This is a genomic window from Shinella daejeonensis (assembly GCF_024281235.1).
GTDB classification, from domain to species: domain Bacteria; phylum Pseudomonadota; class Alphaproteobacteria; order Rhizobiales; family Rhizobiaceae; genus Shinella; species Shinella daejeonensis.
In genome coordinates, this window is record NZ_JAHWXY010000007.1 from 150,792 (window position 1) to 176,271 (window position 25,480).

The 25,480-nt window shown below is 63.0% G+C and carries 26 protein-coding genes; 14 read left to right on the top strand and 12 right to left on the bottom strand.

All coding sequences use genetic code 11. From position 1 onward, the window contains the following. Nucleotides 1-118 precede the first annotated feature (118 nt). Both KYK29_RS16655 and KYK29_RS16660 read left to right on the top strand, forming a co-directional pair. Complete coding sequence (locus KYK29_RS16655) at nucleotides 119-1,108, top strand: tagatose kinase (RefSeq protein WP_254692020.1); 990 nt, start codon at nucleotides 119-121, stop codon at nucleotides 1,106-1,108. Next, nucleotides 1,105-2,373, top strand: coding sequence for a D-tagatose-bisphosphate aldolase, class II, non-catalytic subunit (locus KYK29_RS16660; protein WP_254692021.1), 1,269 nt, complete (start codon nucleotides 1,105-1,107; stop codon nucleotides 2,371-2,373). The genes KYK29_RS16655 and KYK29_RS16660 overlap by 4 nt, the downstream gene beginning before the upstream one ends. Nucleotides 2,374-2,439: 66 nt before the next feature. On the opposite strand, the gene KYK29_RS16665 is transcribed toward KYK29_RS16660, so the two are convergent. Together KYK29_RS16665 and KYK29_RS16670 are read right to left on the bottom strand one after the other, a co-directional pair. Further along, nucleotides 2,440-3,225 (bottom strand): 3-methyl-2-oxobutanoate hydroxymethyltransferase, encoded by a 786-nt coding sequence (locus KYK29_RS16665; RefSeq protein ID WP_254692022.1) that lies wholly within the window; start codon nucleotides 3,223-3,225, stop codon nucleotides 2,440-2,442. Continuing rightward, a complete protein-coding gene (locus KYK29_RS16670; RefSeq protein ID WP_254692023.1) occupies nucleotides 3,222-4,250 on the bottom strand; it encodes a sterol desaturase family protein in 1,029 nt (342 codons plus the stop codon). The genes KYK29_RS16665 and KYK29_RS16670 overlap by 4 nt, the downstream gene beginning before the upstream one ends. A gap of 317 nt (nucleotides 4,251-4,567) precedes the next feature. On the opposite strand from KYK29_RS16670, the gene KYK29_RS16675 reads away from it, so the two are divergent. The 5 genes from KYK29_RS16675 (at nucleotide 4,568) to KYK29_RS16695 (ending at nucleotide 9,822) form a co-directional block, all read left to right on the top strand. Then, the gene (locus KYK29_RS16675) at nucleotides 4,568-5,578 is read left to right on the top strand and encodes a LacI family DNA-binding transcriptional regulator (protein WP_254692024.1); all 1,011 of its coding nucleotides are present in this window, start codon (nucleotides 4,568-4,570) and stop codon (nucleotides 5,576-5,578) included. A 296-nt stretch (nucleotides 5,579-5,874) separates the two neighbouring features. Continuing rightward, nucleotides 5,875-6,876 carry a substrate-binding domain-containing protein gene (locus KYK29_RS16680; protein WP_254692025.1) on the top strand — a complete coding sequence of 334 codons (1,002 nt, stop codon included), beginning with the start codon at nucleotides 5,875-5,877 and terminating at the stop codon, nucleotides 6,874-6,876. 180 nt (nucleotides 6,877-7,056) lie between these two features. Then, entirely contained in the window at nucleotides 7,057-8,004 is a 948-nt protein-coding gene (locus tag KYK29_RS16685; protein WP_254692026.1) for an ABC transporter permease, read from the top strand. Nucleotides 8,005-8,029: 25 nt separating this feature from the next. Beyond that, on the top strand, nucleotides 8,030-8,983 hold the full coding sequence (locus KYK29_RS16690; protein ID WP_254692027.1) for an ABC transporter permease: 954 nt from the start codon (nucleotides 8,030-8,032) through the stop codon (nucleotides 8,981-8,983). Between the two features lie 2 nt (nucleotides 8,984-8,985). Continuing rightward, nucleotides 8,986-9,822 (top strand): ATP-binding cassette domain-containing protein, encoded by an 837-nt coding sequence (locus KYK29_RS16695; RefSeq protein ID WP_254692048.1) that lies wholly within the window; start codon nucleotides 8,986-8,988, stop codon nucleotides 9,820-9,822. 84 nt (nucleotides 9,823-9,906) lie between these two features. Here KYK29_RS16695 and KYK29_RS16700 read toward each other — a convergent pair whose 3' ends face one another. Genes KYK29_RS16700 through KYK29_RS16725 form a run of 6 tightly spaced genes read right to left on the bottom strand, consistent with a single transcriptional unit; the run spans nucleotide 9,907 to nucleotide 14,696 of the window. Further along, complete coding sequence (locus KYK29_RS16700; RefSeq protein ID WP_254692028.1) at nucleotides 9,907-11,199, bottom strand: amino acid deaminase; 1,293 nt, start codon at nucleotides 11,197-11,199, stop codon at nucleotides 9,907-9,909. Nucleotides 11,200-11,224: 25 nt separating this feature from the next. Then, complete coding sequence (locus KYK29_RS16705) at nucleotides 11,225-11,689, bottom strand: RidA family protein (RefSeq protein ID WP_254692029.1); 465 nt, start codon at nucleotides 11,687-11,689, stop codon at nucleotides 11,225-11,227. Nucleotides 11,690-11,704: 15 nt separating this feature from the next. After that, nucleotides 11,705-12,481 carry an amino acid ABC transporter ATP-binding protein gene (locus KYK29_RS16710; RefSeq protein WP_367881005.1) on the bottom strand — a complete coding sequence of 259 codons (777 nt, stop codon included), beginning with the start codon at nucleotides 12,479-12,481 and terminating at the stop codon, nucleotides 11,705-11,707. Between the two features lie 13 nt (nucleotides 12,482-12,494). Further along, a complete protein-coding gene (locus tag KYK29_RS16715) occupies nucleotides 12,495-13,148 on the bottom strand; it encodes an amino acid ABC transporter permease (RefSeq protein WP_254692031.1) in 654 nt (217 codons plus the stop codon). 4 nt (nucleotides 13,149-13,152) lie between these two features. Next, a complete protein-coding gene (locus KYK29_RS16720; protein ID WP_254692032.1) occupies nucleotides 13,153-13,815 on the bottom strand; it encodes an amino acid ABC transporter permease in 663 nt (220 codons plus the stop codon). Between the two features lie 59 nt (nucleotides 13,816-13,874). Beyond that, nucleotides 13,875-14,696, bottom strand: coding sequence for a transporter substrate-binding domain-containing protein (locus KYK29_RS16725; RefSeq protein ID WP_254692033.1), 822 nt, complete (start codon nucleotides 14,694-14,696; stop codon nucleotides 13,875-13,877). 173 nt (nucleotides 14,697-14,869) lie between these two features. Between KYK29_RS16725 and KYK29_RS16730 the strand changes: the two genes are divergently transcribed. Both KYK29_RS16730 and KYK29_RS16735 read left to right on the top strand, forming a co-directional pair. Continuing rightward, nucleotides 14,870-15,658 carry an IclR family transcriptional regulator gene (locus KYK29_RS16730; protein ID WP_254692034.1) on the top strand — a complete coding sequence of 263 codons (789 nt, stop codon included), beginning with the start codon at nucleotides 14,870-14,872 and terminating at the stop codon, nucleotides 15,656-15,658. Nucleotides 15,659-15,718: 60 nt separating this feature from the next. Then, nucleotides 15,719-16,663 carry a threonine ammonia-lyase gene (locus tag KYK29_RS16735; RefSeq protein WP_254692035.1) on the top strand — a complete coding sequence of 315 codons (945 nt, stop codon included), beginning with the start codon at nucleotides 15,719-15,721 and terminating at the stop codon, nucleotides 16,661-16,663. A 50-nt stretch (nucleotides 16,664-16,713) separates the two neighbouring features. Here the strand turns inward: KYK29_RS16735 and KYK29_RS16740 are convergent, their stop codons facing one another. The 4 genes from KYK29_RS16740 to KYK29_RS16755 form a co-directional block, all read right to left on the bottom strand. Continuing rightward, a complete protein-coding gene (locus tag KYK29_RS16740; protein WP_254692036.1) occupies nucleotides 16,714-17,628 on the bottom strand; it encodes a helix-turn-helix transcriptional regulator in 915 nt (304 codons plus the stop codon). Between the two features lie 40 nt (nucleotides 17,629-17,668). Continuing rightward, nucleotides 17,669-18,424 (bottom strand): SDR family NAD(P)-dependent oxidoreductase, encoded by a 756-nt coding sequence (locus KYK29_RS16745; RefSeq protein ID WP_254692037.1) that lies wholly within the window; start codon nucleotides 18,422-18,424, stop codon nucleotides 17,669-17,671. Then, nucleotides 18,402-18,893, bottom strand: a complete 492-nt coding sequence (locus tag KYK29_RS16750; RefSeq protein ID WP_254692049.1) for a 2,4'-dihydroxyacetophenone dioxygenase family protein — start codon at nucleotides 18,891-18,893, stop codon at nucleotides 18,402-18,404. Before KYK29_RS16750 ends, KYK29_RS16745 begins: the two co-directional genes overlap by 23 nt. Before the next feature lie 61 nt (nucleotides 18,894-18,954). Further along, nucleotides 18,955-19,662, bottom strand: a complete 708-nt coding sequence (locus KYK29_RS16755; protein ID WP_254692038.1) for a FadR/GntR family transcriptional regulator — start codon at nucleotides 19,660-19,662, stop codon at nucleotides 18,955-18,957. A gap of 276 nt (nucleotides 19,663-19,938) precedes the next feature. Here KYK29_RS16755 and KYK29_RS16760 point away from each other — a divergent pair, with 276 nt between their 5' ends. From KYK29_RS16760 to KYK29_RS16780, 5 genes are all read left to right on the top strand, one after another. Then, entirely contained in the window at nucleotides 19,939-20,718 is a 780-nt protein-coding gene (locus KYK29_RS16760; RefSeq protein WP_254692039.1) for an ABC transporter substrate-binding protein, read from the top strand. Between the two features lie 68 nt (nucleotides 20,719-20,786). After that, nucleotides 20,787-21,455, top strand: a complete 669-nt coding sequence (locus KYK29_RS16765; RefSeq protein ID WP_254692040.1) for an amino acid ABC transporter permease — start codon at nucleotides 20,787-20,789, stop codon at nucleotides 21,453-21,455. A gap of 34 nt (nucleotides 21,456-21,489) precedes the next feature. Then, the gene (locus tag KYK29_RS16770; protein WP_302795592.1) at nucleotides 21,490-22,263 is read left to right on the top strand and encodes an amino acid ABC transporter ATP-binding protein; all 774 of its coding nucleotides are present in this window, start codon (nucleotides 21,490-21,492) and stop codon (nucleotides 22,261-22,263) included. A gap of 31 nt (nucleotides 22,264-22,294) precedes the next feature. Next, nucleotides 22,295-23,467 (top strand): pyridoxal phosphate-dependent aminotransferase, encoded by a 1,173-nt coding sequence (locus KYK29_RS16775; RefSeq protein WP_254692041.1) that lies wholly within the window; start codon nucleotides 22,295-22,297, stop codon nucleotides 23,465-23,467. Nucleotides 23,468-23,951: 484 nt separating this feature from the next. Beyond that, nucleotides 23,952-25,403, top strand: a complete 1,452-nt coding sequence (locus KYK29_RS16780) for a site-specific integrase (RefSeq protein ID WP_367881002.1) — start codon at nucleotides 23,952-23,954, stop codon at nucleotides 25,401-25,403. The last annotated feature ends 77 nt before the right edge of the window (nucleotides 25,404-25,480 follow it).

Below are 25,480 nucleotides of genomic sequence, written 5' to 3' on the forward strand. Positions count from 1 at the left end.
GACGGGGCGGCGCAGACGGATGCCGGGACCTGCCCGCCTTTGCGCTGGTGAAAACGCGCCATATCGAGTTCAATCAGATCGCATCCGCCAATGCGGATGGGTATCGACGGAGGCTAACGTGGAAAGAGACAATCCCTTGGCGCCCGAGGCATTGGGTCCGACCGTGACGGTCGGCGAAATCCTCGTGGAGATCATGGCGACGACGATCGGCAACGGATTTCTGGCGCCGCAAGCGCTTGTCGGACCGTTCCCGAGCGGCGCGCCTGCGATCTTCATCGATCAGGTCGCGCAAATGGGGGGGAGTTGCGGGATCGTTGCGGCGGTCGGGGATGACGACTTCGGCAGGCTGAACCTCGACCGTCTCAAGGCCGATGGCGTCGACGTTACGGCCGTCACGGTCAGCGCAGACAAGCCGACCGGCAGCGCCTTTGTTCGCTACCGACCCGATGGCTCGCGCGATTTCGTTTACAACATCAAGCATTCGGCCGCTGGCGAAGTGACCATGACCGAAGCTGCGAAGGCGCTTTTTTCCCGCGCAGGAAATGTGCACGTCATGGGGTCCGCCTTCGCAATCTCCGGCCTCTGGTCGATCCTCAGCGAGGCTGTCTCGATCGTGAAGGCGCGGGGCGGTTCGGTTTCCTTCGATCCCAATTTGCGAAAGGAGATCATGCAAGGGGCGGAGGCCCGCAAGCGGCTGGACGCGATGCTTTCCATTACCGACCTGCTGCTGCCCTCCGGCGAAGAGTTGCTTGTCGCCGCCGATGCGGTGGACGAGGGCGAGGCCGTCGAGAGGCTGCTCGCCAAAGGTGTTCGCGAGATTGTCCTGAAACGCGGAGATGAAGGTTCCACGCATTACAGCAAGGTCTTCGGGCGCGTTGACTGCCCGGCGTTCACGGTTGAGGAGGTCGATCCGACCGGAGCCGGGGATTGCTTCGGCGCCGCATATCTCACCAGCCGGCGCGCCGGTCTGTCGCCCGCCCGTTCGCTGCTTTATGCCAATGCCGCCGGCGCGCGCACGGTGACGAAACAAGGCCCCATGGAGGGTGTCTCCAGCAAAGTCGAACTCGATCGGTTCATTGCGGCCGCAGGCCGGGAGACAGAGGCATGAACACCGTCTTGACCGGACTTGCCGCCGCGCGCCGCGCTGGACGCCCTTACGGCATCGCCTCCGTCTGCTCCGCCCATCCGGTCGTCCTTCGCGCTGCGTTGCGACGGGCGGCCAGGAGCGGCGGTCCCGTCCTCATCGAGGCGACCTGCAATCAGGTCAACCAGTTCGGCGGCTATACGGGCATGACCCCGGCCGATTTCGTCGCCTTCGTCGAGAAAATCGCTTCCGAGGAGGGCGCGCGCCGCGAGCAGATCATTTTCGGCGGCGATCATCTCGGCCCCAATCCCTGGCGCAAGGAGCCGGCGGAAACCGCGCTGAAGAAGGCGGCCGACATGGTCGAGGCCTATGTGGCGGCCGGCTTCGGCAAGATCCACCTCGATGCCTCGATGGGCTGCGCCGGCGAACCTGTCGCGCTTGACGACCATACCGTGGCTCAACGCGCCGCCGCGCTCTGCGCTGTCGCCGAGCGCACGGCGTCGCGCGCTGGCTTTGCCCCGCCGGTCTATATCCTCGGGACGGAGGTGCCGATCCCCGGCGGCGCGGATCATGCGCTCGATGTGGTCGAGCCGACCGCGCCGGAAGCGGCGCGCGAAACCATCGCCGTCCATCGCGAAGCCTTCGCCAAAGCGGGACTGGCCGATGTTTTCGCCCGCGTCATCGCCTTCGTCGTTCAGCCTGGCGTCGAGTTTGGCAGCGACAATGTGATCGCCTACGATCCGCAGCGCGCCGCGACCCTCAGCGCGCTCCTCGACGAGGAGCAGGATCTGGTCTTCGAGGCCCATTCCACGGACTACCAGACGGAGGAGGCGCTTGCGGCGCTGGTGGGCGACGGCTACCCGATCCTGAAGGTCGGCCCCGGCCTGACCTTCGCCTATCGCGAAGCGCTCTACGGTCTCGATCTCGTCGCGGGCGAACTGGTGCCGGGTTACGGTGACCGCCCGCTCGCCAAGGCGATGGAAGCGCTGATGACGGCCTCGCCCGGCTACTGGAGCGGCTACTATCACGGCGACGAGACCGCCCTTCGCCTTCAGCGCCATTTCAGCTACAGCGACCGCATTCGCTACTATTGGGCCCAGCCGGAAGCGGCGGCGGCGGTCGCAAGGCTTCTGGCCGCGCTCGACGAGGTGAAAATTCCCGAAACAGTGCTGCACCAGTATCTGCCGTTCATCGCACCGGAGGAAGCCGATAGCGCGGAGAGCGTCCTCATCGCTGCGGTTGATCTGGTCCTGGCGACCTATGAGGACGCCGCCGGCGTGAAACTATAGATCGGCCATACGAACGCAACGCTCCGGCATTGCCGGATCTCGGGCGCGGGACTATATCGACGACCGTCAGGAAATCAGAGCCCTGGCGGCGTGGAGGATGTCCTCGCCGACGTGGATTTCATGCCGGGGTTCGGGATAGCCGCCGGAGCGGGTGTCCTCGGCGAAGGCGCGGAAGGCCTCTATGCGCATCCGCTGAAGGCGGGCCTCCTCTGCGGCGAGATCCGCATATTGCTTGCCGTGGCGCGGCATGCGGCTGGCGCCGGTGCCGAGTATGTCGCAGGAGAAGAGATATTGCGCGTCGCAGACGGCGCCGCATCCCATGCCGAGCGTGATCAGGAAGGTGGAGCGGGTGATCCAGTCGGCGATCGCGACCGGGACGACTTCCATCTCGACGGCGAAAGCGCCGGCCTGTTCGTAGTCCTTGACCTTGCGATAGACGGCGGCGGCTTCTTCCGGCGTCTTGCCGACGGCGCGATAGTTGGTCCAGGTGGCAAGGCGGGGGACGAGGCCGACATGGCCGCTGACGGGAATGCCCTCGCGCGCCATGGCCTCGACAAGCCGCAACGAGCCGGCGAAATAGATGCAGCTTGCGCCAAGTTCCAGCGCCCGGAAGCCCTCGCGGACGGCGCTGGACTCGTCATGGATGACGCCCTGCGCATGGGCGGCCTGAATGAACGTCCGCGGCGCGGCGGCGCGGATTGCCGCAAGTCCGGCATCCGCCTCGCCGGTGAACATCTCGATGCCGGCCGCTTCCGCGGCCGCAGCTTCCGCGGGGGTGTCGACATGCAGCGTGAGGATCTGGCGCTTGCCTTTCAGGGCGCGCAGGTCGGCGACGCTCAACGGGCCGGTCATACGTTTTCTCCTTCGCGGGAAGCCTTGCGGGCGTTCATGCGTTGCATCTTTTTCTGCCAGCGTTCGTTCATGGCGGTGTCGCCGGCCCTGGTGCCGTCGTGCCAGGTGCCGAACCACCGATCGAGCGGGATCAGGCCGTCGGCGTAATTGACCTCGAAATATTTGTGATGGAGGTAATGCGCGAAGGAATGCGTATCGACGGCGCTTTCCGCGCCGGCCTCGATCTTGTCGAAGCCGACGTGGCCGACGACCGCGCCGAATCCGGCGAGATGCAGATGATAGAGCGCAAGGACCGGATGCGAATGGATGAACAGATGCACCAGCACGCCGGAGAAATAGAGCAGATGCTCGACCGGGTGCATGGAGAGCGACGACCACGGGCTGGGATTGACCGAGTTGTGGTGGACGGAATGGACATATTTGTAGAGCACCGGCGCATGGATCGCGCGATGCACGAGGTAGAAATGGAACTCGTGGAAAGCCGGCGTCAGCAGCATGATCGCAGCCAGCCAGAGGGGATTTGTCATGACGTCCGCCATGGGCGCATAGCCGTTGGCGAAGGCCCAGAGCATGCCGACCTCGAACGCGGTCCAGATCGGCACGCCCGAACCGAGGCTGCGGAGCATGTTGTCGATGTTCTGCGACTTGAACCAGAACACGTCGCTCTTCGTATCGCCGGGAAAGACGGGATTGTATTTGAAGCGGTTGGCCTGGCGGCGTTTGATGTAGAGCAGCAACTCGAAGGCGCCGTAGAACAGGAAAACGGCGACGGCATTCCGTGCGAATATCGCAAGAATCCAGCCCGGGGCCAGGGTCTTCAGCGTTTCGGTGTCCGGCGTCAGATAATACCAGAATGCCAGGGCCGAGGCCATGAAGATGACGTTCCAGGGCAGGAAGTAGCTTGGAAGCCATTTCAGGAAGGCCAGCGGCTTCGGGGGGAAAACGAAAACCGGCGGATTGGTCAGCGGTTCGTTCGGCTTCCAGTGTCCGCGCTTGTCGCGTGTGCCGTATTGCTGATCGTCCATGATCGACTCTCCCTGAGGCATTGATGTTTCGGGATCGACGAACCGGCGGCGCGATCCAGCCTTCCGCAAGGTGACTTGCAGAGGGCGTATGCGGCGAAGTTCGTGCGTCTCCCGTTCGGCCGGCTGGCGGACCTTGACACTATTCAAGACCACAGTGAGACGGCTTTCGCAACAGGAATGTATCTTTACACGTCAAAACGGAATTATATCGCTTTAATTATGCATCATATCGCGTCAATATTGCAAATCATAATAGGGATGGGCTTGCAGGATCCTGAAATAGATGCATTGTGACGTATCTGCGGAAGGAGAGCGGGATGCGGCGAGTCAGCATAGCGGAAATCATGCGCGAATCCGGCCTGTCGCGGGCGACGGTGGATCGGGTTCTAAATGGCCGCGGCCGCGTTCATCCGCGAACGCGCGCGGTCGTCGAGGAAACGCTTCGGCGGCTTGCGGCAAGCGCGACGCGGCAGGACGAGGTGCGCGCCGGGGTCGATATCGTCATGAGGCTGGGCAAGGGGATGACGGCCCAGCTTGCCCAGGGATGGGAGCTGGCGGGCGCGCCGGGCGATTTTCATGACATGTATCAGGCGCGGGAGGACGACATGCTTCCCGTGCTCGAAGAGGTGTGTGCGAGGGTTGACCGGCCGATCATCGTCGCCTCGAAGAACACCGAGCGCATCGCTGCGCTGCTCCGGGACGCGCGGGCGAAGGGAAAGCGTGTCGTTTCCTTCGTTTCCGACCTCGATATCGAGGCCCGCGATGTATTCGTCGGGATCGACAACCGGGCGGCGGGGCAGACCGCCGCCTTCCTGATCGGCCGCGCCCTCGGTGATCGTCCCACGCTTGTCGGTGTGGCGCTTGGCGATGTGGCCTTCCGTTGCCATGAGGATCGGGAAATCGGCTTCCGGACCGCCCTTCGCGCGCATTTTCCGAAGCTCGTCATCGCCGGCGAGGCTCTTGGAGAAGACAGCCCCGCGATGACGCATGAGGCCGTGCGCCGGTTGATCCAGGATCAGCCGGCTCTGGGGGCGATCTACAATGTCGGGGCGGGCAATCAGGGGCTGGTGGAGGCCTTGAAGGAGGCCGGCCGCGCCGCGGATCTCTTCCTCGTCGGACATGAGGTCAATTCGACGATCGCGCCGCTGTTGCGCGAGGGCAGCCTCGATTTCGCCATCACCCAGAACCCCTTCGCGTTGCTTTCCGAGGCGTTGCGGCAGGCGGTCGCCGAGCCGGAAGCGCCGGCGCGCGACAGCATCCTGCTGGATTTCGCGGTCTATACCCGCTTCAACATCCCGAACTTCGGCCAGCCGGGTGCTGCGGGCTGAGCCGGAGGCTGCCGGCATTATTATAATATATCATTTTACATCATTTTCTTGACTGATCTGGATATTCTTCAGATTTAGCAAGGAAATGATGTATTATGATGTATTTTTTAGCTGATTTGAAACTTTTTTTGACTTTTGTGAAGCAAAAAGTTGCCAATGATGTATTCTCTGTGTCATCGATGACGTCGGGAGGATCGAAGGGAGGCGGTCAGCGTCAGTCAAATCGATCCGGAGGAGGGCCCTGACGATCCCGCAGGGCGTGTTCATTCAGCGTTTTCGCTGAGAGGGAGGAAAAATTGCTGAAATCCTGTCTGAAGATGTTTCTTGCGACATCCGCATTGACGCTGGGGCTTGCCGCCGGCTCGGCGCAGGCGCAGGAAGAACAGAAGAAATATACGTTCTACCACCTGCTCTGGAGCATGACGGACTCGATCGTCCAGTTGCATGTGAAGGCCGGCGAGGCCTACATGAAGTCGCACCCGAACGTCGAGATCAAGTATCTCGGCCCGGAGGCCTATGATCCCGCCGAACACGCCCGCTTTCTCGATACGATCATCAACGCCAAGCCCGATGGCATCGCGCTTCATATCTCCAATCCCGACGCCCTGCTGCCGGGCCTGAAGACCGCCAGGGAGGCCGGCATTCCAGTCGTCTCCGTCACCTCGCATCCGCCGACGGAAGCCGACAACAAGAAGCTCGAAGGCAGCTATCTGACGTGGGTGGGGGCCGACGAGCGGCTCATCGGCGTGCGCATGGGCGAGCGCCTGCTTCAGGAGGAGACGCCGAAGCGCGTGGCCTATCTCATGGCGCATCTCGGCCATGCCGGCCATGAAATGCGCGCCGAGGGCTTCTTCGCCTCGATGCCGGACGGCGTTCCCACGGACAAGGTCGCCGTCGGCGACGAACCGACGGCGGCGATGGACGTCATCCGTTCCTACCTCGCGGCCAATCCGGATGTCGGCGCGGTCTTCGGCTCCTCGCCGCAGAATAAGTGGATCACCGATGTACTGGCCGAGCTGGGGCGCACCGACGTGAAGGTGCTCACCTCGGACGAATCGCCCTCGTCGCTGGAATGCGTATTGGCCGGGCTCTGTTTCGCCACCTTCAGCCAGGAGTTCCCGATCCAGGGCCCGCTCGCCTATGAGATCATGTATCAATACAAGGAAACCGGCATGGCGCCGGTGCAGCCGATCGTGACCGGCCCGCTCGTGATCGACGCCGCGAACGCGCAGATGTTCAAGGACCTGGCGCTCACCGCCTTCGGTGAAGACGGCTATGCGGAACTCTCTCCGTTCTGAGCCGTCTGGAGCATTTCCAGCAAAAGTGCGAAGCGGTTTTGCGTCCGGAAATGCGGCTGAAACAAAGAGATGGAGCGGTTTCGCGTTTCAGGGAAAACCGAAGCCGCTCCAGGCTTCCTCCCGCAGGCGCAGCCGTGACGGCTGCGCCTCGACCGCCATCGACGATATCAGGACGGAAAGATGACCAGTCTGTTCAAAGACCGGATCGAGGCGAGCGTCATCCTGGGCGCTGTCGCCGTCGCTCTGCTCTTCACGATCGCGACCAAGGGGCTCTGGCTGCAAAACCTGCCGAGCCTCCTCATTCTCACCGCCGGCGTCGGCATCGTCGCCATCGGCCAGGCGGTCCTCATGACCTCCGGCGAGGTCGACCTCTCCGTCGGCTCGGTCTATGCCTTTTCCGGCGTCGGCTTCATCTGGTTCATGGGCCAGACCGGCGATGTCGCGCTTGCGGCGATCCTCGCCGTTGCGGTTGCGTCTCTCATCGGTGCGCTCAATGGCGCTCTCACCACATGGTTTCACGTCCCCTCGATGATCGTCACCATGGGCGGGATGTTCGTCTATCGCGGCTGCGTCTACCTGATGACCGCCGGCCATAGCCTTTCCACCCCGCGCCCGCTGCGCGACAGCGCGGTGATCGAAATGCTCGGCGGACGTACGGCGGGTGTCAGCCATTCCATCCTCATCCTGCTGGTCGTCATGGTTGCGGCCGTCTTCATGCTGGCGCGCACCCGCCTCGGCAATCACATCTTCTCCGTGGGAGGCGAGCCGCAAAGTGCGGCGGCCAACGGCATCAGCCCCGCGCGGGTCAAGATCATCGCCTTTTCCCTGTGTTCGTCGCTGGCCGCTCTGGCAGCGGTCGTCGCCGTCTGTCGCGAGGGAACGATCTATGCGACGTCCGGCAAGCTGATGGAACTGGAGACGATCGCCGCGGCCGTGATCGGAGGGTGCACACTGCGGGGCGGCATCGGCTCGGCCTGGGGTGCGGTGCTTGGAGTCTTCGTTCTCTCGTCGCTGAAGGGCGGGCTGATGATGATGGGCGCGCCCACCTCCTGGTATGTGGCCTTCGTCGGCCTGATCCTCATCGGCTTCCTCGTGTCCTCGCGCCTCGTGAACGGTCGCCTGAACTGACGGCGCCTTCCGGAAGGGAAATCCCATGCACCGTTCCTTGACACCACCGGCGGAATCCATCGCCATCCTCGGCTGCCTCGGCCTGTTCGTCACTTTTGCCGCGATCCTGCCGACCGTCTGGCTCGACAATGTGCCGACCCTGCTGCGCGATATTTCCTGGCTCGGCCTGATCGCCATCGGCCAGGCGATGCTCATCACCTCCGGGGAATTCGACCTGTCGGTCGGTTCGGTCTTCGGCTTCACGGCCCTCGTCTTCGTTCTCATGCTGCAACTGGGGCTTGGCGCACCCGCATCCTTCCTCGTGGCCATGGCCGTCGCGCTTGGCATCGGCGCGCTGAACGGCGTGTTGAGCTGGGTGTTCGGCCTGCCGTCATTGCTCGTGACGCTGGGCTTCCTCTTCGTCTATCGTGGCCTCATCCAGTTCTTCACGGGCGGTTTCCCGATCTCCATTCCGGAAACCGTGCGAGAGTCCGGATTGATCCTGTTTTTGAGCGGGACCTCCTTCGGCCTGCACAATTCGATCCTGATCTGCGCCGCCGTTCTGGCCGTCGCGACCTTCACGCTCGGCCGCACTCGCTTCGGCGCGCATCTGCTCAGCGTCGGCGGTGATCTGAATGCCGCGAAAGCCTGCGGCGTGCCCGTCGCCGCCACCAAGATCAGGACTTTCATGATCTGTTCGGGGCTTGCCGGCCTTGCGGGCATCGTGGCGGTCAGCAAGCTTTCGGCGGTCACCGCGACATCCGGCGAGGGCCTGGAGTTCGAGGCGATCGCCGCCGCCGTCATCGGCGGCTGTTCGCTGCGCGGCGGGGTCGGAAGCGCCTGGGGCGCGCTGCTCGGCGTCGCGACGTTGATGTCCCTCAAGGCCGGGCTGATCCTGATGGGGGTGAACATGTTCATCTACCAGCTGCTTCTCGGAGCGGTGCTTGTCGGCCTCATCGCCATCAAGGGTGTATTCCCCATGCTTCGGGAGGCAAAATGACCATGAACCTGCAATCCATTCCAGTGGCCGAAAAAGCCGGCGCGGCAGCGTCCCGGCCCATCATTCGGGTCGAGGCCGTCGAGAAGGCGTTTGGAGCCTTTCGGGCGTTGAAAGGCGTCAGCCTCGATGTCTATCCCGGCGAGGTCCATGCGCTGCTGGGCGACAATGGCGCCGGCAAATCGACGTTGATCCGCATCCTTTCGGGGTTTTTCCGCCAGACGGCGGGGCGTCTCCTGGTGGACGGCCGTGAAGCGCATTTCAGGAGCCCGCGCGATGCCACGGAGGCCGGTGTGGGCACGGTCTATCAGGATCTGGCCCTCAACCCGCTGCTCACCGTATCGCGCAATTTCTTCATGGGGCGGGAACTGACGGTCGGGCCGGAATTCCTCGGCATTCTCGACATGGAGCAGATGGACCGTATCGCGCTTGCCGAAATGCGCAAGATCGGCGCGAACCTGACCGACCCCCGCCAGAAGGTCGGCACCATGTCCGGCGGCCAGCGCCAGACCCTGGCGATCGCCCGCGCCATCTATTTCGGTGCGAAGGTGCTGATCCTCGACGAACCCACCTCCGCGCTCGGCCAGAAGCAGCAGCTTGAAGTGCTGAAGACCATCATGCGTGTTCGTGCGCGTGGCGATATCGCGATCATCTTCATCACCCACAACGAGATCCATTCCAAGCTCGTGGCGGATCGCTTCACCTTCCTGTCGCTGGGCGAGGTTATCGGCAGCGGAACGCGCGAGGATCTGGAGGGTGAGGATATCCGCCGCCTGATGGCGGGCGGCGCGGAAATCAACGATCTGGCCCGTGAACTTCAGGCTGCTGCCCTTGGCGCATGAGGAAATGACCGCCCGCCCTCAGCCGTTCGGATGAGGGCGGCCGGTTGCGTCCGGAAGGCCGTTTCCCGCTTTCCCCGTCCTGCTCTAGAAATAGGTCTTATAGGCCGTCGTCACGTTGAAGTCGGCGTCGACGCCATAGAGAATGTCCCATTTGTCGAACGTCGTGCAGGGGTGCGAGATGTCGAGAAAGACCATGTCGCCGACTGCAAGCGGCGTGTCTTCCGGAACGCGCATGAAGGCGTGCTGGTCCGCCAGGGCGAAGATTTCATGGCCGGGGGCAAGCGGCACCGGCGCCCGGTGGCTCTCCTGACGGAACCACTGGCCGGGCGCGGGCAGGTGGATATCGAAGGAGAGGTCGCGTTTTCCGCCCGTCAGGAGCGCCAGTCCCGGCTCGGGCATCGACTGCACGCGGGTGGCGACCTGCAACGCGGGAACGAGGACGCCGGCAACGGCCCTGACCTCTTCGGAGCGGGCCTGAAGCGAGGCGAAATATTCGCGATACATCAGGGCGTCGTGGGTGATGTAGCAACCGGATCGGGTCACGACCCGCGTCGGCCGTGACAGCGCGAGCGCGCCGAGGTGTTCGACGACGATGTCGTAATAGGACGACCCGCCCGCCGACAGGACGATTTCCGGCCCCTTGAACAGGCCGCGCGCATCGAGCGCCCGCGCCGCCGCCGTCGTGCGTTCCATCAGGGCGCGAACCTTGCCGAGATTGTCGTCCGGCTTTCCGCCGAATATCCCCTCGAAGGATTCGATGCCGCGCAATTCCAGTTCGTGTTCATGATCGAGGATGGCGTCGGCGATCGCATTGGCCTGTTCCAGGCTGCGCGCGCCCGTTCGCCCGCCCTCGGCGCCGATCTCGATCAGCACGCCCAGACGTCTGCGATATCCCGCCGCGCGGATGGCCTCTCCGGCAAAACGGGCGCCCTCGACCGAATCGACGAGGCAGAGGAAGTCAAAGTCGGGATCGCGCTCCAGTTCTCCCATGACGAAATCGAGGAAGCGCGGATCGACGATCTGGTTGGCGACGAGAATGCGCTTCACACCGAAATCGCGGGCGACCTGCACCTGATGGGCCGTCGAGAGCGTGATCGCCCAGGCGCCGTTGTCGAGCTGTCGTTGGAAAAGCTGCGGGCACATGGTCGTCTTGCCATGCGGGGCGAGGGAGACCTGCGCCTTGTCGCAGAACTCCTTCATCCACCGCGCATTGTTGGCGACGGCCGGCTCGTGCAGGATGGCAAGCGGCAGCGGCAGGTCGCCGCGCAGCACGTTCCAGTTCTTTTCGGCGATGGTTTCCAGCGGGAAGGCTGGCGTTCCCCCGGGGATGCCCTTGGTGCGATGATCGAGGGGAGGGTGAGCGGCTTTGCGGGTCATGATGGATGCCTCCTGTGTTCCGGGGTCAGTCGATGAGGTGGAAGATCGCCTCGATCTCGACCGTCATGTTATGCGGCAGGGAGCCCATGCCGACTGCCGAGCGCGCATGTTCGCCGCGCTGGCCGAGCCGTTCGACCAGATAGTCCGAAAAGCCGTTGATGACGGCGGGATGATCGCCGAACAGGGGGGCGGCATTCACCATTCCGAGGACCTTCACCGCCTCGATCCGGGCAAGGTCGAAACCGGCGTTCTCAAGCGTCGCCAGCATTTGCCGGCCGACCAGCCGCGCATGCTGATACGCCTCAAGGGTATCGACATCCGCCCCGACCTTGCCGGTGTGGTAGGCGTCGCCTCCTCTCATCGGCCCCTGGCCCGAAAGATAGATCATGTTTCCCACCTTGCGCACCGTCCGATAGGTCCCTCCGGGACTGACCGGAGCCAGAACCGTCGTATCGGCAAGCGAGGCGCCTTGTGCATTCTGTGAGGGCATCGTTCTTCCTTCCGGTCAGGCCGGTTGCGCGCCGGAGACCGGCGTCGGATCTGACCGTTCATGATTGCCGATACGACGAAGGAACTGGATCAGCCTTTCGTCCTCGGGATTGTCGAGAAGGCGGCCGGGAGGACCGTCCGCCACGATCCGGCCGCCGTCCATGAACAGGACGCGGTCGGCCACGTTGCGGGCAAAGCCCATCTCGTGGGTCACGACGAGCATCGTCATCCCTTCGGATGCCAGCGAGCGCATCACGTCGAGCACCTCGCCCACCAGTTCCGGGTCGAGGGCGGAGGTCGCTTCGTCGAAGAGCATGACTTTCGGTTCCATGGCGAGCGCCCGGGCGATCGCCACGCGCTGCTGCTGGCCGCCGGAAAGCTGGCTCGGATAGGACCCCCACTTCTCGGAAAGCTCCACGCGATCGAGCAGGCGCCGGGCCCGCTTTTCCGCCGCGGCCTTGCTTTCCTTGAGGACCAGCCGCTGGGCGATGGTCACGTTGCGGCCGACGGTGAGATGCGGGAAGAGATTGAACTGCTGGAACACCATGCCGACCTGCCGTCGCACCTGCTGCAACTCGCGCGGCACGGACAGGTCATGGCCGTCGATCCGGATCGAGCCGCCGTTGAAGCCCTCGAGGCCGTTCAGCATGCGCAGGAACGTGCTCTTTCCCGACCCGCTCGGGCCGATGATGGCGACGACCTGTCCCGGTTCGACCTCAAGCGAGACCTGCCGCAGCACCTCATGCGCGCCATAGGACTTGGACACACCCTTTACTTCGATCATCTGGAGGATCCTTTCCTGCGGCTCATCTGGCGGTCGGCGTGAGCTTGCGTTCGAGCGCTTCGCTGAGTTTCGAGATCGGGTAGCAGATTGCGAAATAAAGCAGCGCCACCGTAATGAAGAATTCGAGTGGATGGCCGAAGCGCAGCATCAATTCCATCGCCCGGCGCGTCAGCTCGTTGTAGCCCACCACCGTTGCAAGCGACGTGTCCTTGATGACCGAGACATAGACCCCGATCAGCGGCGGCAGCGACACGCGCATCGCCTGCGGCGCGATGATCCAGAAGAAGCGGTGGAAGAAACCCATCCCGAGCGCGGTCGCCGCCTCGGATTGCCCGCGCGGGATCGCCTCGATGCCGGAGCGGAACACCTCCGCGACATAGGCGCTGGTGAAGCAGGTCAGCGCGATGAACGCCGCCCAGAAACGATCGACCGGAATGCTGACGAGCGGCAGGCCGAAATAGATGAAGAAGAGCTGCATCAGCAGCGGCGTGCCCCGGAAAAGCTCGACATAGGCGCGCAGCGCCAGGTTGAGCGACCGGATTCCGGCCTGCCGCAACAGGGCGACGATCATCCCCACGACGGTTCCGCCGACGATGGCGCAGGCGGAAAGATAGAGCGTGACAAGGAAGCTGTCGAAAATAAGCCAGCGGGCTTCCCAGACCAGTGCGAAATTCATGTCTTCACCTCGACTGCGGCGGGAACAACAGCCTGCCGGTCAGCGCCAGCAGCAACGAAACGGCGATATTCAACGCGACGTAGAACAGCGCCGCGATGCTGTAGACCTCGAAGGTCAGGAAGGTCTTCGTGCTGATGTCGTTGGTGATGCCGGTCAGCTCGTAGACCGAGATGGCCGAAAGCAGCGACGAGGCAAGCAGGATCGAAATGACGAGATTGCAAAACGCCGGCCAGGCCGCGCGCATGGCCAGCGGCGTGGTGACATAGGCCAGCATGTGCAGCCGGCTGAACGACAGCGCTATGGCGGCCTCGCGGCTGCCGGCCGGAACGCCGTTGAGGCCGGCCCGGAAGATTTCGGCCAGATAGGCGCTTGCGTTGAGGCCGAGCGCGATGCTGCCGGCGGTCACGGCGGACATCCGCAGGCCGAGGCTCGGCATGCCGAAGAAGAGAATGAATATCTGGAGAAGCGCCGGGGTATTGCGGATGAATTCCACATAGAGACCGGCCAGTAGGCGCAGGACACGAAAGCGGCTGACGCGGCCGGCCGCCATGGCCGCACCGATCGCGATGCCAAGGGCCATGGCCGCCAGGGTTATGAGCAGGGTAAGCTGCGCGCCTGCCAGAAGCTGGGGGATGAAACGGGGGATGGCTGTCCAGTGGAATGCCATGGCGACCTCTCGATTGACCGCCGCCGCCCGCGATCCTGGCGGGCGGCGGCCGCTTTCACTCAGTAGTTCGGGATGAGCGGCGCGGGCATGCCGGCGTTGAACCACTTCTCATAGAGATCGTAGCTCGTGCCTGTGGCATTGAGGTCGAAGACGAACATATTGACCCAGTTCAGCCACTCCTGGTCGCCGCGCGGTACGCCGAGGCGCTGGTATTCGACGAGCTTGCTGAACTTCTCGTCGACGATGACCTTGATCTCCGGGTTGATGGTGGCCTGGTAGTTCAGCACGTTGCCGTCGCAGATGAAGGCGTCGACCTGCCCTTGCGCCAGTGCGAAGAGCGCGGCGGCTTCCGTGTCGAAGCGCAGGATTTCCGCTTCGGGGAATTCCGGCGCGACCATCAGGTCCTGCGTCGTGCCCTTGGTCACCGCGATCCGCTTGGTGGTGAGATCCCCTGCCGATTCGATGCCGCTGTCCGTCTTCACGGCGAAGGCGGCAAGCAGCGCCGTCACATAGGGCTCGCTGAAGGAGACGACCTTCGCCCGCTCGGGCGTGCCCGTGAAGGTGCCGACGATGATGTCGACCTTGCCCGAGCGCAGGTTCGGAATCCGGTCGACCGAGGTCGTGTCGACGATTTCCAGCTCGACGCCCAGCTTCTCGGCAATGAGATTGGCGACGTCGACGTCGAAGCCTTCCGGCTCGCCGCTGATCGACTTCATGCCGAAGGGCGGAACGTTCAGCATGACGCCGACCTTGATCTTGTTGTCGGCGACGACGCGGTCAAGGATCGACTCCGCGCTCGCCGGTGCGGCGACCCCTGCCACAACCCCCAAGGAAAGAACGGCGCAGCCGGCCAAGCGGCGAAACCGAGAAAAAATGCCCATCACTACCTCCCTTTGTGATAAAGTGTCCGGTATTTCGGACACTTGTTGCATATACCGTTCTTATTAATGTAAACACGGACAGCTGACAAGAGCTTTACCCTCTGTCGGAACCATGTTTAAAGAAGGCGGAAAATCGCCGGCGGCAGAAGGCCGGCAGCAGAAGGAAGGGTGTCTTGGCAAAGACCGCGCAAAGTTCCGGTTCGCGGATGCGTGGAATCGACCGCGTGGTCGAAATCCTGGAAGTCCTGCGAGAAATCGGAGTTCCGACCCAGGTCGGGCAGCTGGCGGCGCGGCTCAACGCGCCGCGTTCGTCGATCTACGAGGTGATCGGCTCCCTGGCCGCCGCCGGGATCCTGGAGGTCAATCCGAACACCGGCGAGGTCTTCTTCGGTCTCGCCTCCTATTTCCACGGCGCCGCCTATGCGCGCCAGAATCCGATCATCGGTCTCGGTGCGGAGGAAGTGAACCGGCTCGGTCGCGCCACCGGCGAGACGGCGGAGCTTTGCACGCTCATCAAGAGCCGCTACGCCATCGTGCACTCCATGCCCGGCAACAGCCTCCTGCGGATGGAGACGAAACCCGGCTTCACGCTGCCCGTGCCGTGGACCGCCTCAGGCAGGCTTCTGGTCGCGCATATGTCGCGCGAGGAGGTCGAGGCGTTGATCGCGCCCGAGGATTTCAATCTGCCCAACGGTGTCACTTTGTCACCCGACGCGTTTCACGACGAGGTGAGGGCGGCGGACGCCCAGGGTCTTTGCGTCACATCGGGCATTCTCGACAATTTCACCAAATGCATCGCCGTGCCGATCCGCTCCACCTTCGGGCAGAATGTCGCGACGCTGTGTTTCGTGGTGCCCGTCGCCATCGAGCCGGCGCGCGAGGAGGCGCTCGTCGCCGCCCTGCGCGAAAGCCAGCGGCGGCTCAGCCAGTACCCGGCCTCCATTCTCGCGCCGGGCGCATGAAACCGGCGGCCGGATCCGGCCGCCTCAGCCGGCCCCAACACGAATTTCGGGAAATTTCACATGATCGGGATCGATGACATCCGCGCCGCCGGAAAACGCCTTGCAAACAACATCCGGCAAACACCCATGATACGGGCCGACCAACTCAAGACGGCGCTGCCGGCCGGCGTCGAGCCGATGCTGAAACTGGAGCTTCTCCAGGTCACCGGCTCGTTCAAGGCTCGCGGTGCCACGAACCGCCTGCTCACGACGCCCGAAGAGCAATTGAAGGGGGGCATCGTCGCCGCGTCCGGCGGCAACCATGGCCTCGCCACCGCGCGGGCCGGTCGCCTGGCGGGCGTGAAGACGACGATCTTCCTGCCCGACAACGCCACGCCGGCGAAGATCGAAAAGCTGCGGGAATGGGATGCGCAGACCGTCATCGTCGGCTCCGCCTGGCAGGAGGCGAATGAAGCGGCGCTGGCCTTCTGCAAGGAGACGGGGGCCGCCTATTTCCATCCTTTCGCCGATCCGCTGGTCGTCGCGGGGCAGGGGACGGTGGGCCTCGAAATCCTGGAACAGTTCGCCGATGTCGACACCGTCCTCGTGGCGATCGGCGGCGGCGGGCTGATCAGCGGCGTCTCGACGGCCATCAAGAGCCTCGCGCCGCATGTCCGCATTATCGGCGTCGCCGCAGCCGGGTCGCCGACCTTGCTGCGGTCGCTGGAAGCCGGACGGAACGTCGATATCGGACGCGCGACGACGTCGGTCGCCACCATGTCCTGCTCGCATACGGACCCCCGCATCTTCGAGATCGTCCGCGAGAATGTCGACGGGATCGTTCTGGTCGAGGACGAGGAAATGGCGGCGGCCGCGAAATGGCTGTGGTTCGAGATGGGGCTGGCCGCCGATCTCAGCGGCGCTGCCGCCATCGCCGCCCTTCAGCAGGGCCGCGTCGAATTGAAAAAGGGCGAACGGGTCTGCGCCATCGTCTGCGGCGCCGGTCCCGACGCGATCATCGGCTGAGCAGGCCCGCATCCCGCCGGGCGTTTTTTTGCCCGGCGCTCCGCATCCCTTCATGCGGTCCTGGCCGGCCTGTCGTCCGCGATATCGAAGGCGAGCGCATTGCCCTTGCGCAGTTCCAGCAGTTTCACCAGCAGTTCGACACGCGAGGAGACGGAGAGCTTCTGATAGGCGCGCTTGCGATAGGTCTTCACCGTTTCGGCGCCCACCTGGAGCAGGTCGGCGATGTCCTTTTCGGAGACCCCGGCGATCAGGAACTTGGTGATCTGGAGTTCCCGCGCCGAGAGGCTGCCGCCCCCGAGACGCTTCAGCGCCCCGTCGATCGAATCCTCTCCCTCTTCCAGCCGTCTCGCGCGCTTTTCCCAATGGCGCTGGCAGACGGCCATGAGCGATGTCTGGATCGGCTCGACCATCGCCAGATCGCGCTCGGTGAAGCCGCGCGTGCCGGTGCGGTAAAGCGCGATCTGCACCGTATGCCGCTCGGAAACCCGAAGGGCGATATCCAGTTCCTTCAGGCGCTTGGGCCAGCCGGCTGTCAGGTAGCCGACTTCCTCGCGGTCGTCGATCTCGAGGATTTCCGTCGTGGCCGAGGGCCTTCGCAGCTTCGGATGGCGCGCCAGATCCTCCATCAGGTAGAAGCCGTTCCGGAACTTCTGGCGGTGCATCTGGAACACCGGGCTGTGCTGGAACGTGTGCTTCAGATAGGAATCCAGCACATTGGCTTCGATCTGATGCGGCATCGATTCGCTGCTGACTTCCACAAGCGCATTGTCGCGGTAAAGCGAAATCATCGCCAGTTCGAAGGAGATCAGCCCTTGCAGCGCCTCGATCAGATGGCGTTCGAACTCGGGCTGGTCCGAAGCAAGGATGAGACGCGCCAGTGCGTCGTCCGACCGGCGCGTCGTCGCGGGCCTCACCTTCTGGGGGGCCGTCAAGAGGGTCACATTATCGAGACTGGACGAGGACATTGCTTCTCAACCTTATCTCCGATGTCGGGACCGTGGGTGCTCAACTGATGGAGTAGCCACCGTCCACGGGTATCACAGCGCCGGTTATGAAGGCGGCATAGGGTCCTGCGAGGAAAAGCGCAAGCCCGCGCAGGTCTTCAGGACGCCCCCAGCGCGCCATCGGCGTGCGTGCGAGGATCGGCCCCGCGCGTGACGGATCGTTCTGCAAGGCGGTCGTCAGCGGCGTTGCGATCCAGCCCGGCGCGATGGCGTTCACCCGGATGCCCTTCGAGGCATAGGCGATGGCAAGGGATTTCGTCAATTGTGCGATGCCCCCCTTGGAAGAGGAATAGCCGGGAACCAGTCCGCCGCCGAAGAAGCTGAGCATCGAGGCGATGTTGATGATCGAGCCTTGCGATTTTTCCAGCAGGGGAGCCGCCGCCTCGCAGACCCGCATCGAGCCGTTGAGATTGATGTCGACGACCTGTTCGAAGACTTCCGCCGACAGTTCCTCGCCCCTGCGGATGATGCCCGCGCAATTGACGACGACATCCAGCGCCTCGAAAGCCCCGACGAAGCTTCGCACCTTCCCGGTGTCGCGCACGTCGAGAATGCGGTGGGTGATGCCCGCCGCGGTCTCGCGCGCGTCGGCCTCGGCGATCTCGCGATCGGTGGCGCCCGTTGCGACGACGATGGCGCCCGCGTCCCGGAAGGCTTCGGCGAGCGCGCCGCCGATACCTCCGGTGCCGCCGGTCACGAGGACCGTGCGGCCGTCCAGCCAGCCTCTGGCCCAGTCAGCGGATGAACTGGTCGACATAGTCCGCTCCAAGTCCGACCTTTTCATAATGCGCCCGGCACATGTCTATCTTGGTGAAGACATCCTCATAGCCGATCTGCTTGTTCTCCTCGTTCAGGTAGACCATACAGCCCGAGATATTGAAGAAGGTGATCATCTCGTCACAGTCTTCGGGAACGTTCAGCGTGTGGATCTCGCCCGGCGGTTCGTAGACGAACGAGCCTTCCTCGGCGACCCAGTCGTGTTCGAAATAGTGCCACTTGCCCTTCAGCACCATGCCGAAGACCGGCGCGGGATGAAGGTGGCGCGACAGGATTCCCGAGCGCGTGACCTTGAGCAGGTTGCACCACTGGCCGGTCAGGGTGTTCAGGAACATCGGGCGGAAATAGACGTCCGGCGCCTGCGGCACCCAGACGCGGTCGTCGTCGGGAATGGCCTTGAGGGCGATTTCGCTGGGGGCAAGGACATGGGTCGACCCCTTCATATTCATATACATGCGATTTCTCCTTTCGAGATGGAAACGAAAACGGGCGTCGGGCGGCTTTCGCGGTTCAGCCGACCAGACCGGCCTCCTTCATGCGGCCGGTGGTGAAGGCGATGGTGGCGGTCATGGCGGCGCGGGCGCCTTCCGGATCGCGGCGGCGGATCGCCTCGACGATGGCGAGGTGACTGGCAAGATTGGCGCGGTAGTTTTCCATATGATTGGCCGCGACCGAAAACAGGATGCCGAGGATCCCGTCGAGGGCCGCGTCGAACGCTTCCAGGATCGGATTGCCGGTTGCGCTGAGAATGGCGAAATGGAAGGTGCGGTCGGCCTTGATGGCGGCGGTGGTGTCGCCCTCGCGCGCCGCCGCCTCCATCTGTGCGAATGCGGTCTCGATCGCGATGACCTGCATCCGGTCGGCGCGTTCGGCGACCATGGCCGCGGCGGCAGGCTCGAAGACCAGACGCGCCTCGTTGATGGCGGCCATGAGATCATTGGCATGCGTGCGGCTGGCCATGACCCAGCGCAGGACATCGCGGTTGAGCATGTTCCAGCGCCCGCGCTCGGTCACGCTGGTTCCCCGGCGCAGCGCGGTCTCCACCACGCCGAGACTGCTCAGCGTGCGGATCGCCTCCCGCACCGACGAGCGGCCGACATCGCAGATCCGCATCAGTTCCGGTTCGGTGGGAATGGTCTGGCCGACCGGATAATCGCCCCGGGCGATGGCTGTGCCAAGCCAGTCCAATACCTCGTCTGCGCGCTTTTCCCGGCTCATACTACTCTCTGTCTTCGTGTGATGTTTGATAATTATCATCTGATGATTGGGGTGGCAAGTCCGATCATCGTTCCGTTTTCATGGAGGCCGGCGCCTGCCGGAAGCCGATGCCGAAAATCGATGCCGGAACGGGAATCGGGAGCGCGGATCGTCCCGTCGGAGGTGACCGGGCCTGTAAAGCTGGCTATTTTCCGTGTTTCTGTCCCCCCGGGAGAGGATATTTGGCTTTGCGCAAATCTGTTAGACAGTCCGAAGTTCAAACCCTGGGAGGACCCAATGAACCTCAAGTTTCTGATTGCCCCGGTATTCCTCGTCGCCGGTGCGACCGCCGCGCATGCCGACTCCATCAATGTCGCGACCAATATCGCAAACCCGCCTTTCGAGTTTCAGGACGGCAGCGGCACCCTGATGGGTTTTGAAGTCGACCTGATGAACCTTGTCGGCGAGAAGCTCGGCAAGACGGTCGAATTTCAGGAAATGCCGTTCCAGAGCCTGTTTGCGGCCGTGCAGTCGAGCCGTTCCGATGTCGCGATCGGTTCCATCACCATCACGAAGCAGCGGCTTGAATCGGTTGCCTTCACGCAGCCGTTCTATGACGCCGACCAGTGCCTGACCGTCGGTTCGAAAAGCGGCATCGAGAATATCGAGGGAATGGAAGGCAAGACGCTCGCCGTCATCACCGGCACCACCGGCGAAATCTGGGCGAACGACAACGAGGCCGAGCTGAAGTTCGGATCGATCAATCGTTACGACGGCAACCAGGACCCGATGCTGGATATCGCTACCGGCCGCGTTGACGGTCTCGTTCACGATTGCCCGATCGACGCCTATTACATCAAGGACAAGCCGCAGTACGCCATTGTCGCCACCATTCCCACGAACGAGCAGTTCGGCCTGATGCTGCCGAAGGACAGCCCGCTTCTGGAAGAAGTCAACGGCATCATTTCCGAACTGAAGGAAGGCGGCCAGCTCGGCGAGCTGCATAAGAAGTGGTTCGGCATCGAGGCCGCCGCGGATTCGAGCACCGTGACGGTTCTGCCGGTCCCGGGCCTCTGATCGCGCATCAATCCTAACCAACGTTCGGCTTGGATCTTTCCGGGCCGAACGCTCTTTCGAGGGACCGCATGGACCTGCTCACCACATTCTTCAATATCGACGTGCTGCTTCAGGCCGCGCCGCTATTGTTAAAGGGCTTCTGGCTGACCATTCAGCTTGGCGCCGTAAGCCTCCTCATCTCGCTGGTGCTGGGCCTGCTGCTGGTTCTGGTCAGGCTCTACAGCCCGGCTCCGCTGCGCTGGCTGGCCGTCGCCTATATCGACGTTTTCCGGGCGGTGCCGCTTTTGGTGCTGCTGATCCTCGTCTATTACGCGCTGCCTTTCGTCGGCATTCGCCTGTCCTCCTTCTGGGCGGCGGCGGCGGCACTTTCCGCGGTCGCCTCGGCCTATATGGCCGAAACCTTCCGCGCCGGCATCGAGGCCGTGCCGAAGGGGCAGTTCGAGGCCGCGCAGTCGCTGGGCTTCGGCTGGACGCGGATGATGTCCGATATCATCCTGCCGCAGGCCATGCGCATGGTGGTGCCGCCGACGACGGGCGTTTCGATCGGCCTGATCAAGGATACGGCGCTCGGATCGGTCGTCGCCATGCCCGACCTGCTCAAGCAGGCGACACAGACGCAGGCCTTCTACGCCAATCCCTCGCCGCTGGTCGGAGCCGCACTGCTGTATCTGATTCTCCTCCTGCCGCTGGTGCGTCTGGTCAGTGTCCTCGAAGCCCGCAAGAAGCCCTCGCGCTGACGGCGTCGTCAGTCGTATTTCCGGAGCAACCGATATGAGCCAGAACACGCCTGCGTCTTCGGGTACAAAGCCGATCATCACCATGCGCAACGTCGAAAAGCACTATGGCAAGTTCCATGCGCTGCGCGATGTCAACCTGGAGGTCCGCCGGGGCGAGGTCATCGCCATCATCGGGCCGTCGGGATCGGGCAAATCGACGCTGATCCGCTGCATCAACCGGCTCGAGGCCATTTCCTCGGGCGAGATCGCCGTCGACGGCGTGAAGGTGGAGGAAGGCAAGAACCTGGCGCTCGTCCGCGCCGAGGTCGGCATGGTCTTTCAGCAGTTCAACCTCTTTCCGCATATGACGGTGCTGCGCAACGTCGCGATCGCGCCGATCCGTGTGCGCGGCATCGCGAAGGCGGAGGCCGAGGCGCGCGCCCGGCAGCTGCTGGAGCGCGTGGGCCTTGCCGATCACATGGACAAGCATCCCGATCAGCTCTCGGGCGGCCAGCAGCAGCGCGTGGCCATCGCCCGGGCGCTCGCCATGGAGCCGGCGGTCCTGCTGTTCGACGAACCCACATCGGCGCTGGATCCCGAAATGGTCGGCGAAGTGCTGGACGTCATGCAGAGCCTGGCCAAAACCGGCGTGACCATGGTGGTCGTCACCCACGAGATGGGCTTCGCCCGCCGGGTGGCCGACCGGGTGGTCTTCATGGAGGACGGGCAGATCATCGAGCAGAATACGCCGGATGTTCTTTTCGACACGCCGAGCACCGCAAGGGCCAAGGCGTTCCTGAGTTCGATCATGCATGGCGCCGCCGGCTGATCGGAAACCGATAATACGAAAGTCTCGCAAGATGTTTGACACCGCCGTCGAAGCGCGGCCCGCCGTCCGGGCTCTGTCCAGTTCGCTCATTCGCGAGGTTGCGAATGCCGCCATGGGGACGTCCGATGTCCTGCCGTTCTGGTTCGGGGAATCCGACACGCCCACGCCGCAGTTCATTCGCGATGCGGCCGCCGATTCCCTTTCCAGGGGGGAGACGTTCTATTCCCAGAACCTCGGCCGTCCCTATCTGCGCGAGGCCATCGCGACTTATCAAGGCGAGTTGCGCGGCCGCACCGTCGCGCCCGAACGGGTGCTGGCGGTCGGCTCCGGCATGAGCGGCCTGCAAATCGCCCTGCAACTCCTGCTCTCGCCGGGAGACCGGGTCGTGGCGGTGACGCCGCTCTGGCCCAATATCAGCGAGGCGCCGCTGATCCTCGGCGCGAATGTCGATCGCGTCCCGCTGTCGGTCAGCGACGGTCGCTGGTCGCTGGATGTGGACAAGCTTCTTTCCGCGCTGACGCCGGACACGCGCATGGTGATCATCAATTCGCCCAACAATCCGACGGGCTGGATGATCGATGACGAGAGCATCCGGGCGATCCTTGCGCATTGCCGCAAACACGGCATCTGGATCCTGGCCGACGAGGTCTACGAACGGCTTGTCTACGACACCGCGTTGCGCGCGGCCCCGTCCTTCATGCAGCATTACGAGGACGGCGATCGCATCATCTCGGTCAACAGCTTCTCCAAGGCCTGGTCGATGACCGGCTGGCGGATCGGCTGGATGGTCGTTCCGGAAGCGCTTGCGCCGGATGCGACCAAGCTGATCGAATATAACTTCTCGTGCATCTTCGAGCCCACCCAGCGTGCCGCCACGGTGGCGATCCGCGAGGGCGAGGCCGAAGTCCAGCGCATGCGGACCCATCTGGCCAGAACGCGCGCGCTGCTGATCGACGGCCTGCGCGACATGAACCGGGTCAGCGTTCCCGACGCCGGCGGCGCGATGTACGCCTTCCTGCGCATCGACGGATATGAGAATTCGCTGGAGCTTGCCCGGCGGCTGGTCCGCGAGGTCGGGCTCGGGCTTGCGCCCGGCGCGGCCTTCGGTCCCGAAGGCGAGGGCTGGCTTCGCTGGTGCCATGCGGTATCGGAAGACAAGCTCGCCGACGGCATCGGCCGGCTCAGGACCTTCCTGCGCAATTGAGATCGTCCGCCACTCGGCGGTCGTCATGCTCCTGTCGAGCTATCGGAGCCTCGTTGCCGGCGCAACGGGGCTCTCGTCATTCCCACGCCGGCAATTCCTCATCGCATGCGGTACGAAATAGCCCGAAGCGACTTCGACCGGCTATCTGTGAAACCGGGCGGCCGTTATCCTGCCGGCTTCCGGAACGCGCTTCTGCACCGATGATCTTCGACGGGTGATCGACAGCGACAAAGAAACAGAAAACGCCTTACGCCATTCGAACCCCGGCAATATCGATATGAATATCGCCGCAGGTGAATGACGCTAGCCGTTGTCACTGTAAAAAGAAGTTGGCTGGGGAACCTGGATACTCATCCAGTCCAGTGCTAAGGGCATATAATCGTTGACTTTCAACGAGTTGCTGGCAATCTAGAGGTACGCAATAGAGGTACGCATTGGGGTGCGAACAGCGGTGGCGCGGATAGATCGTAGCTATTTGGAAAGGATGAATGGTGGCCGCTGGAGGGTCGTGGTGTCCGTGCCCAGTGATCTCCAGAAACAGGTTGGAAAGACGAAGCTCAAGGAAGCCCTTCCTACGGATAGCCTCGTAACAGCTAACCAACTCAAGCACCCGGTGATCGCGAGGCTCAAGGCCACGATTGATCGCTACCGTAGTGCATCTCCCTCTGACAGCTTGACACATGAAGCATTGGCGCTTCGCCAAGTGCTCCTACAGACAGACCGCACTTCGGAACCCCATGAGTATGGGGATTATGATGCCATATCTGACGCTATCGTGCTCCGCGCGGAGGAAATTGCTGGCCCGCCAGTGACCACCGAGGACGGCGACCCTGTATTCAGTCCTGACCGTGAGGTGCGCGCCGCAACCTTCGCTGACATCGCCTTTGGCCGGGTCACACCGCTGGATACCCCCATGGAGGCGTTTCTGGCCGAGAAGAAGAAGTGGAACGCCCGGACTACAGCCGACTTCGAGCGGGCATTTGGCTACCTCAAGGCTTGGATGGTTTCGAAATCTTACGCCCCTACCGTGGAGGCGTTGACGAAGCGGGTGGCGGGAGAGTTTGTGAGTGGCCGGCTCGTTGAAGGTGGACTGGCTGGCGCGACCATCAACAAATATCTGTCTGGTCTGTCCGGTTATTGGGAATGGATAGTTAAAAAAGGTTATGCACAAAGCAACGTGTGGAAGGGGCAGCGCGTCGAGAAGAAGATTGTTAATGAAGAGGAAGAAATGCGGACATTCACTGCTGAAGAACTAGATAAACTCTTCACGGGACAGCCAAGACGGACCTTCGTCTATGATGCGATGGCAATTGCTGCACTCACAGGCGCTCGGCTGGGGGTGATCATCTCGCTCAAAGTACGCGACTGTAAAGGCGATAACTTTCGTTTCGCTCGTGCCAAGCGCGAGAAACGATCACGTCTAGTGCCAATCCACCCTGACTTACGAGGGTTGGTCTATGCGCGGACGCGAGGAAAGAAACCTGATGATGATCTGTTTCCAGAACTTCCACCCCTCGGGCCGAATGACGATCCTCGGAAAGAGCGGGGACAGCCGCTGACCAAATCGTTCGGCACCTATCGCAAGTCAGTGGGGGTAGATGACCCGCGACCATCTGATGGACGGTCCCGAGTCGTATTTCATTCCTTCCGGCGCTGGTTCATTTCGAGCGCGAGCGATGCACTCAACAATGGTGCAACGGGATATTCGCCTTGGACCATCGCAGAGGTGGTGGCGCACTCGCAGGACGACATGCCGCTGGACATGACCATGGGGCATTACAAGGCTCCAGATGAGGTAAATGCGCGCCGAGCTTGTGTCGAGGCGGTCCAGCTTCCGCAAAAGGCTAGGGAAGCATTACTGTCACACTATCCCGTGCCATCGGAGCTGCAGCGTGGTGTTGCCGATGAAAATCCATCGCCACCCAAACGATCTTAGAGAAACTGAACCGCCCCGGCTTTGCCGGAGACCCCAACTCGTGAGAAGTAGGGTCTATGACAAGCAAGACGACGAAC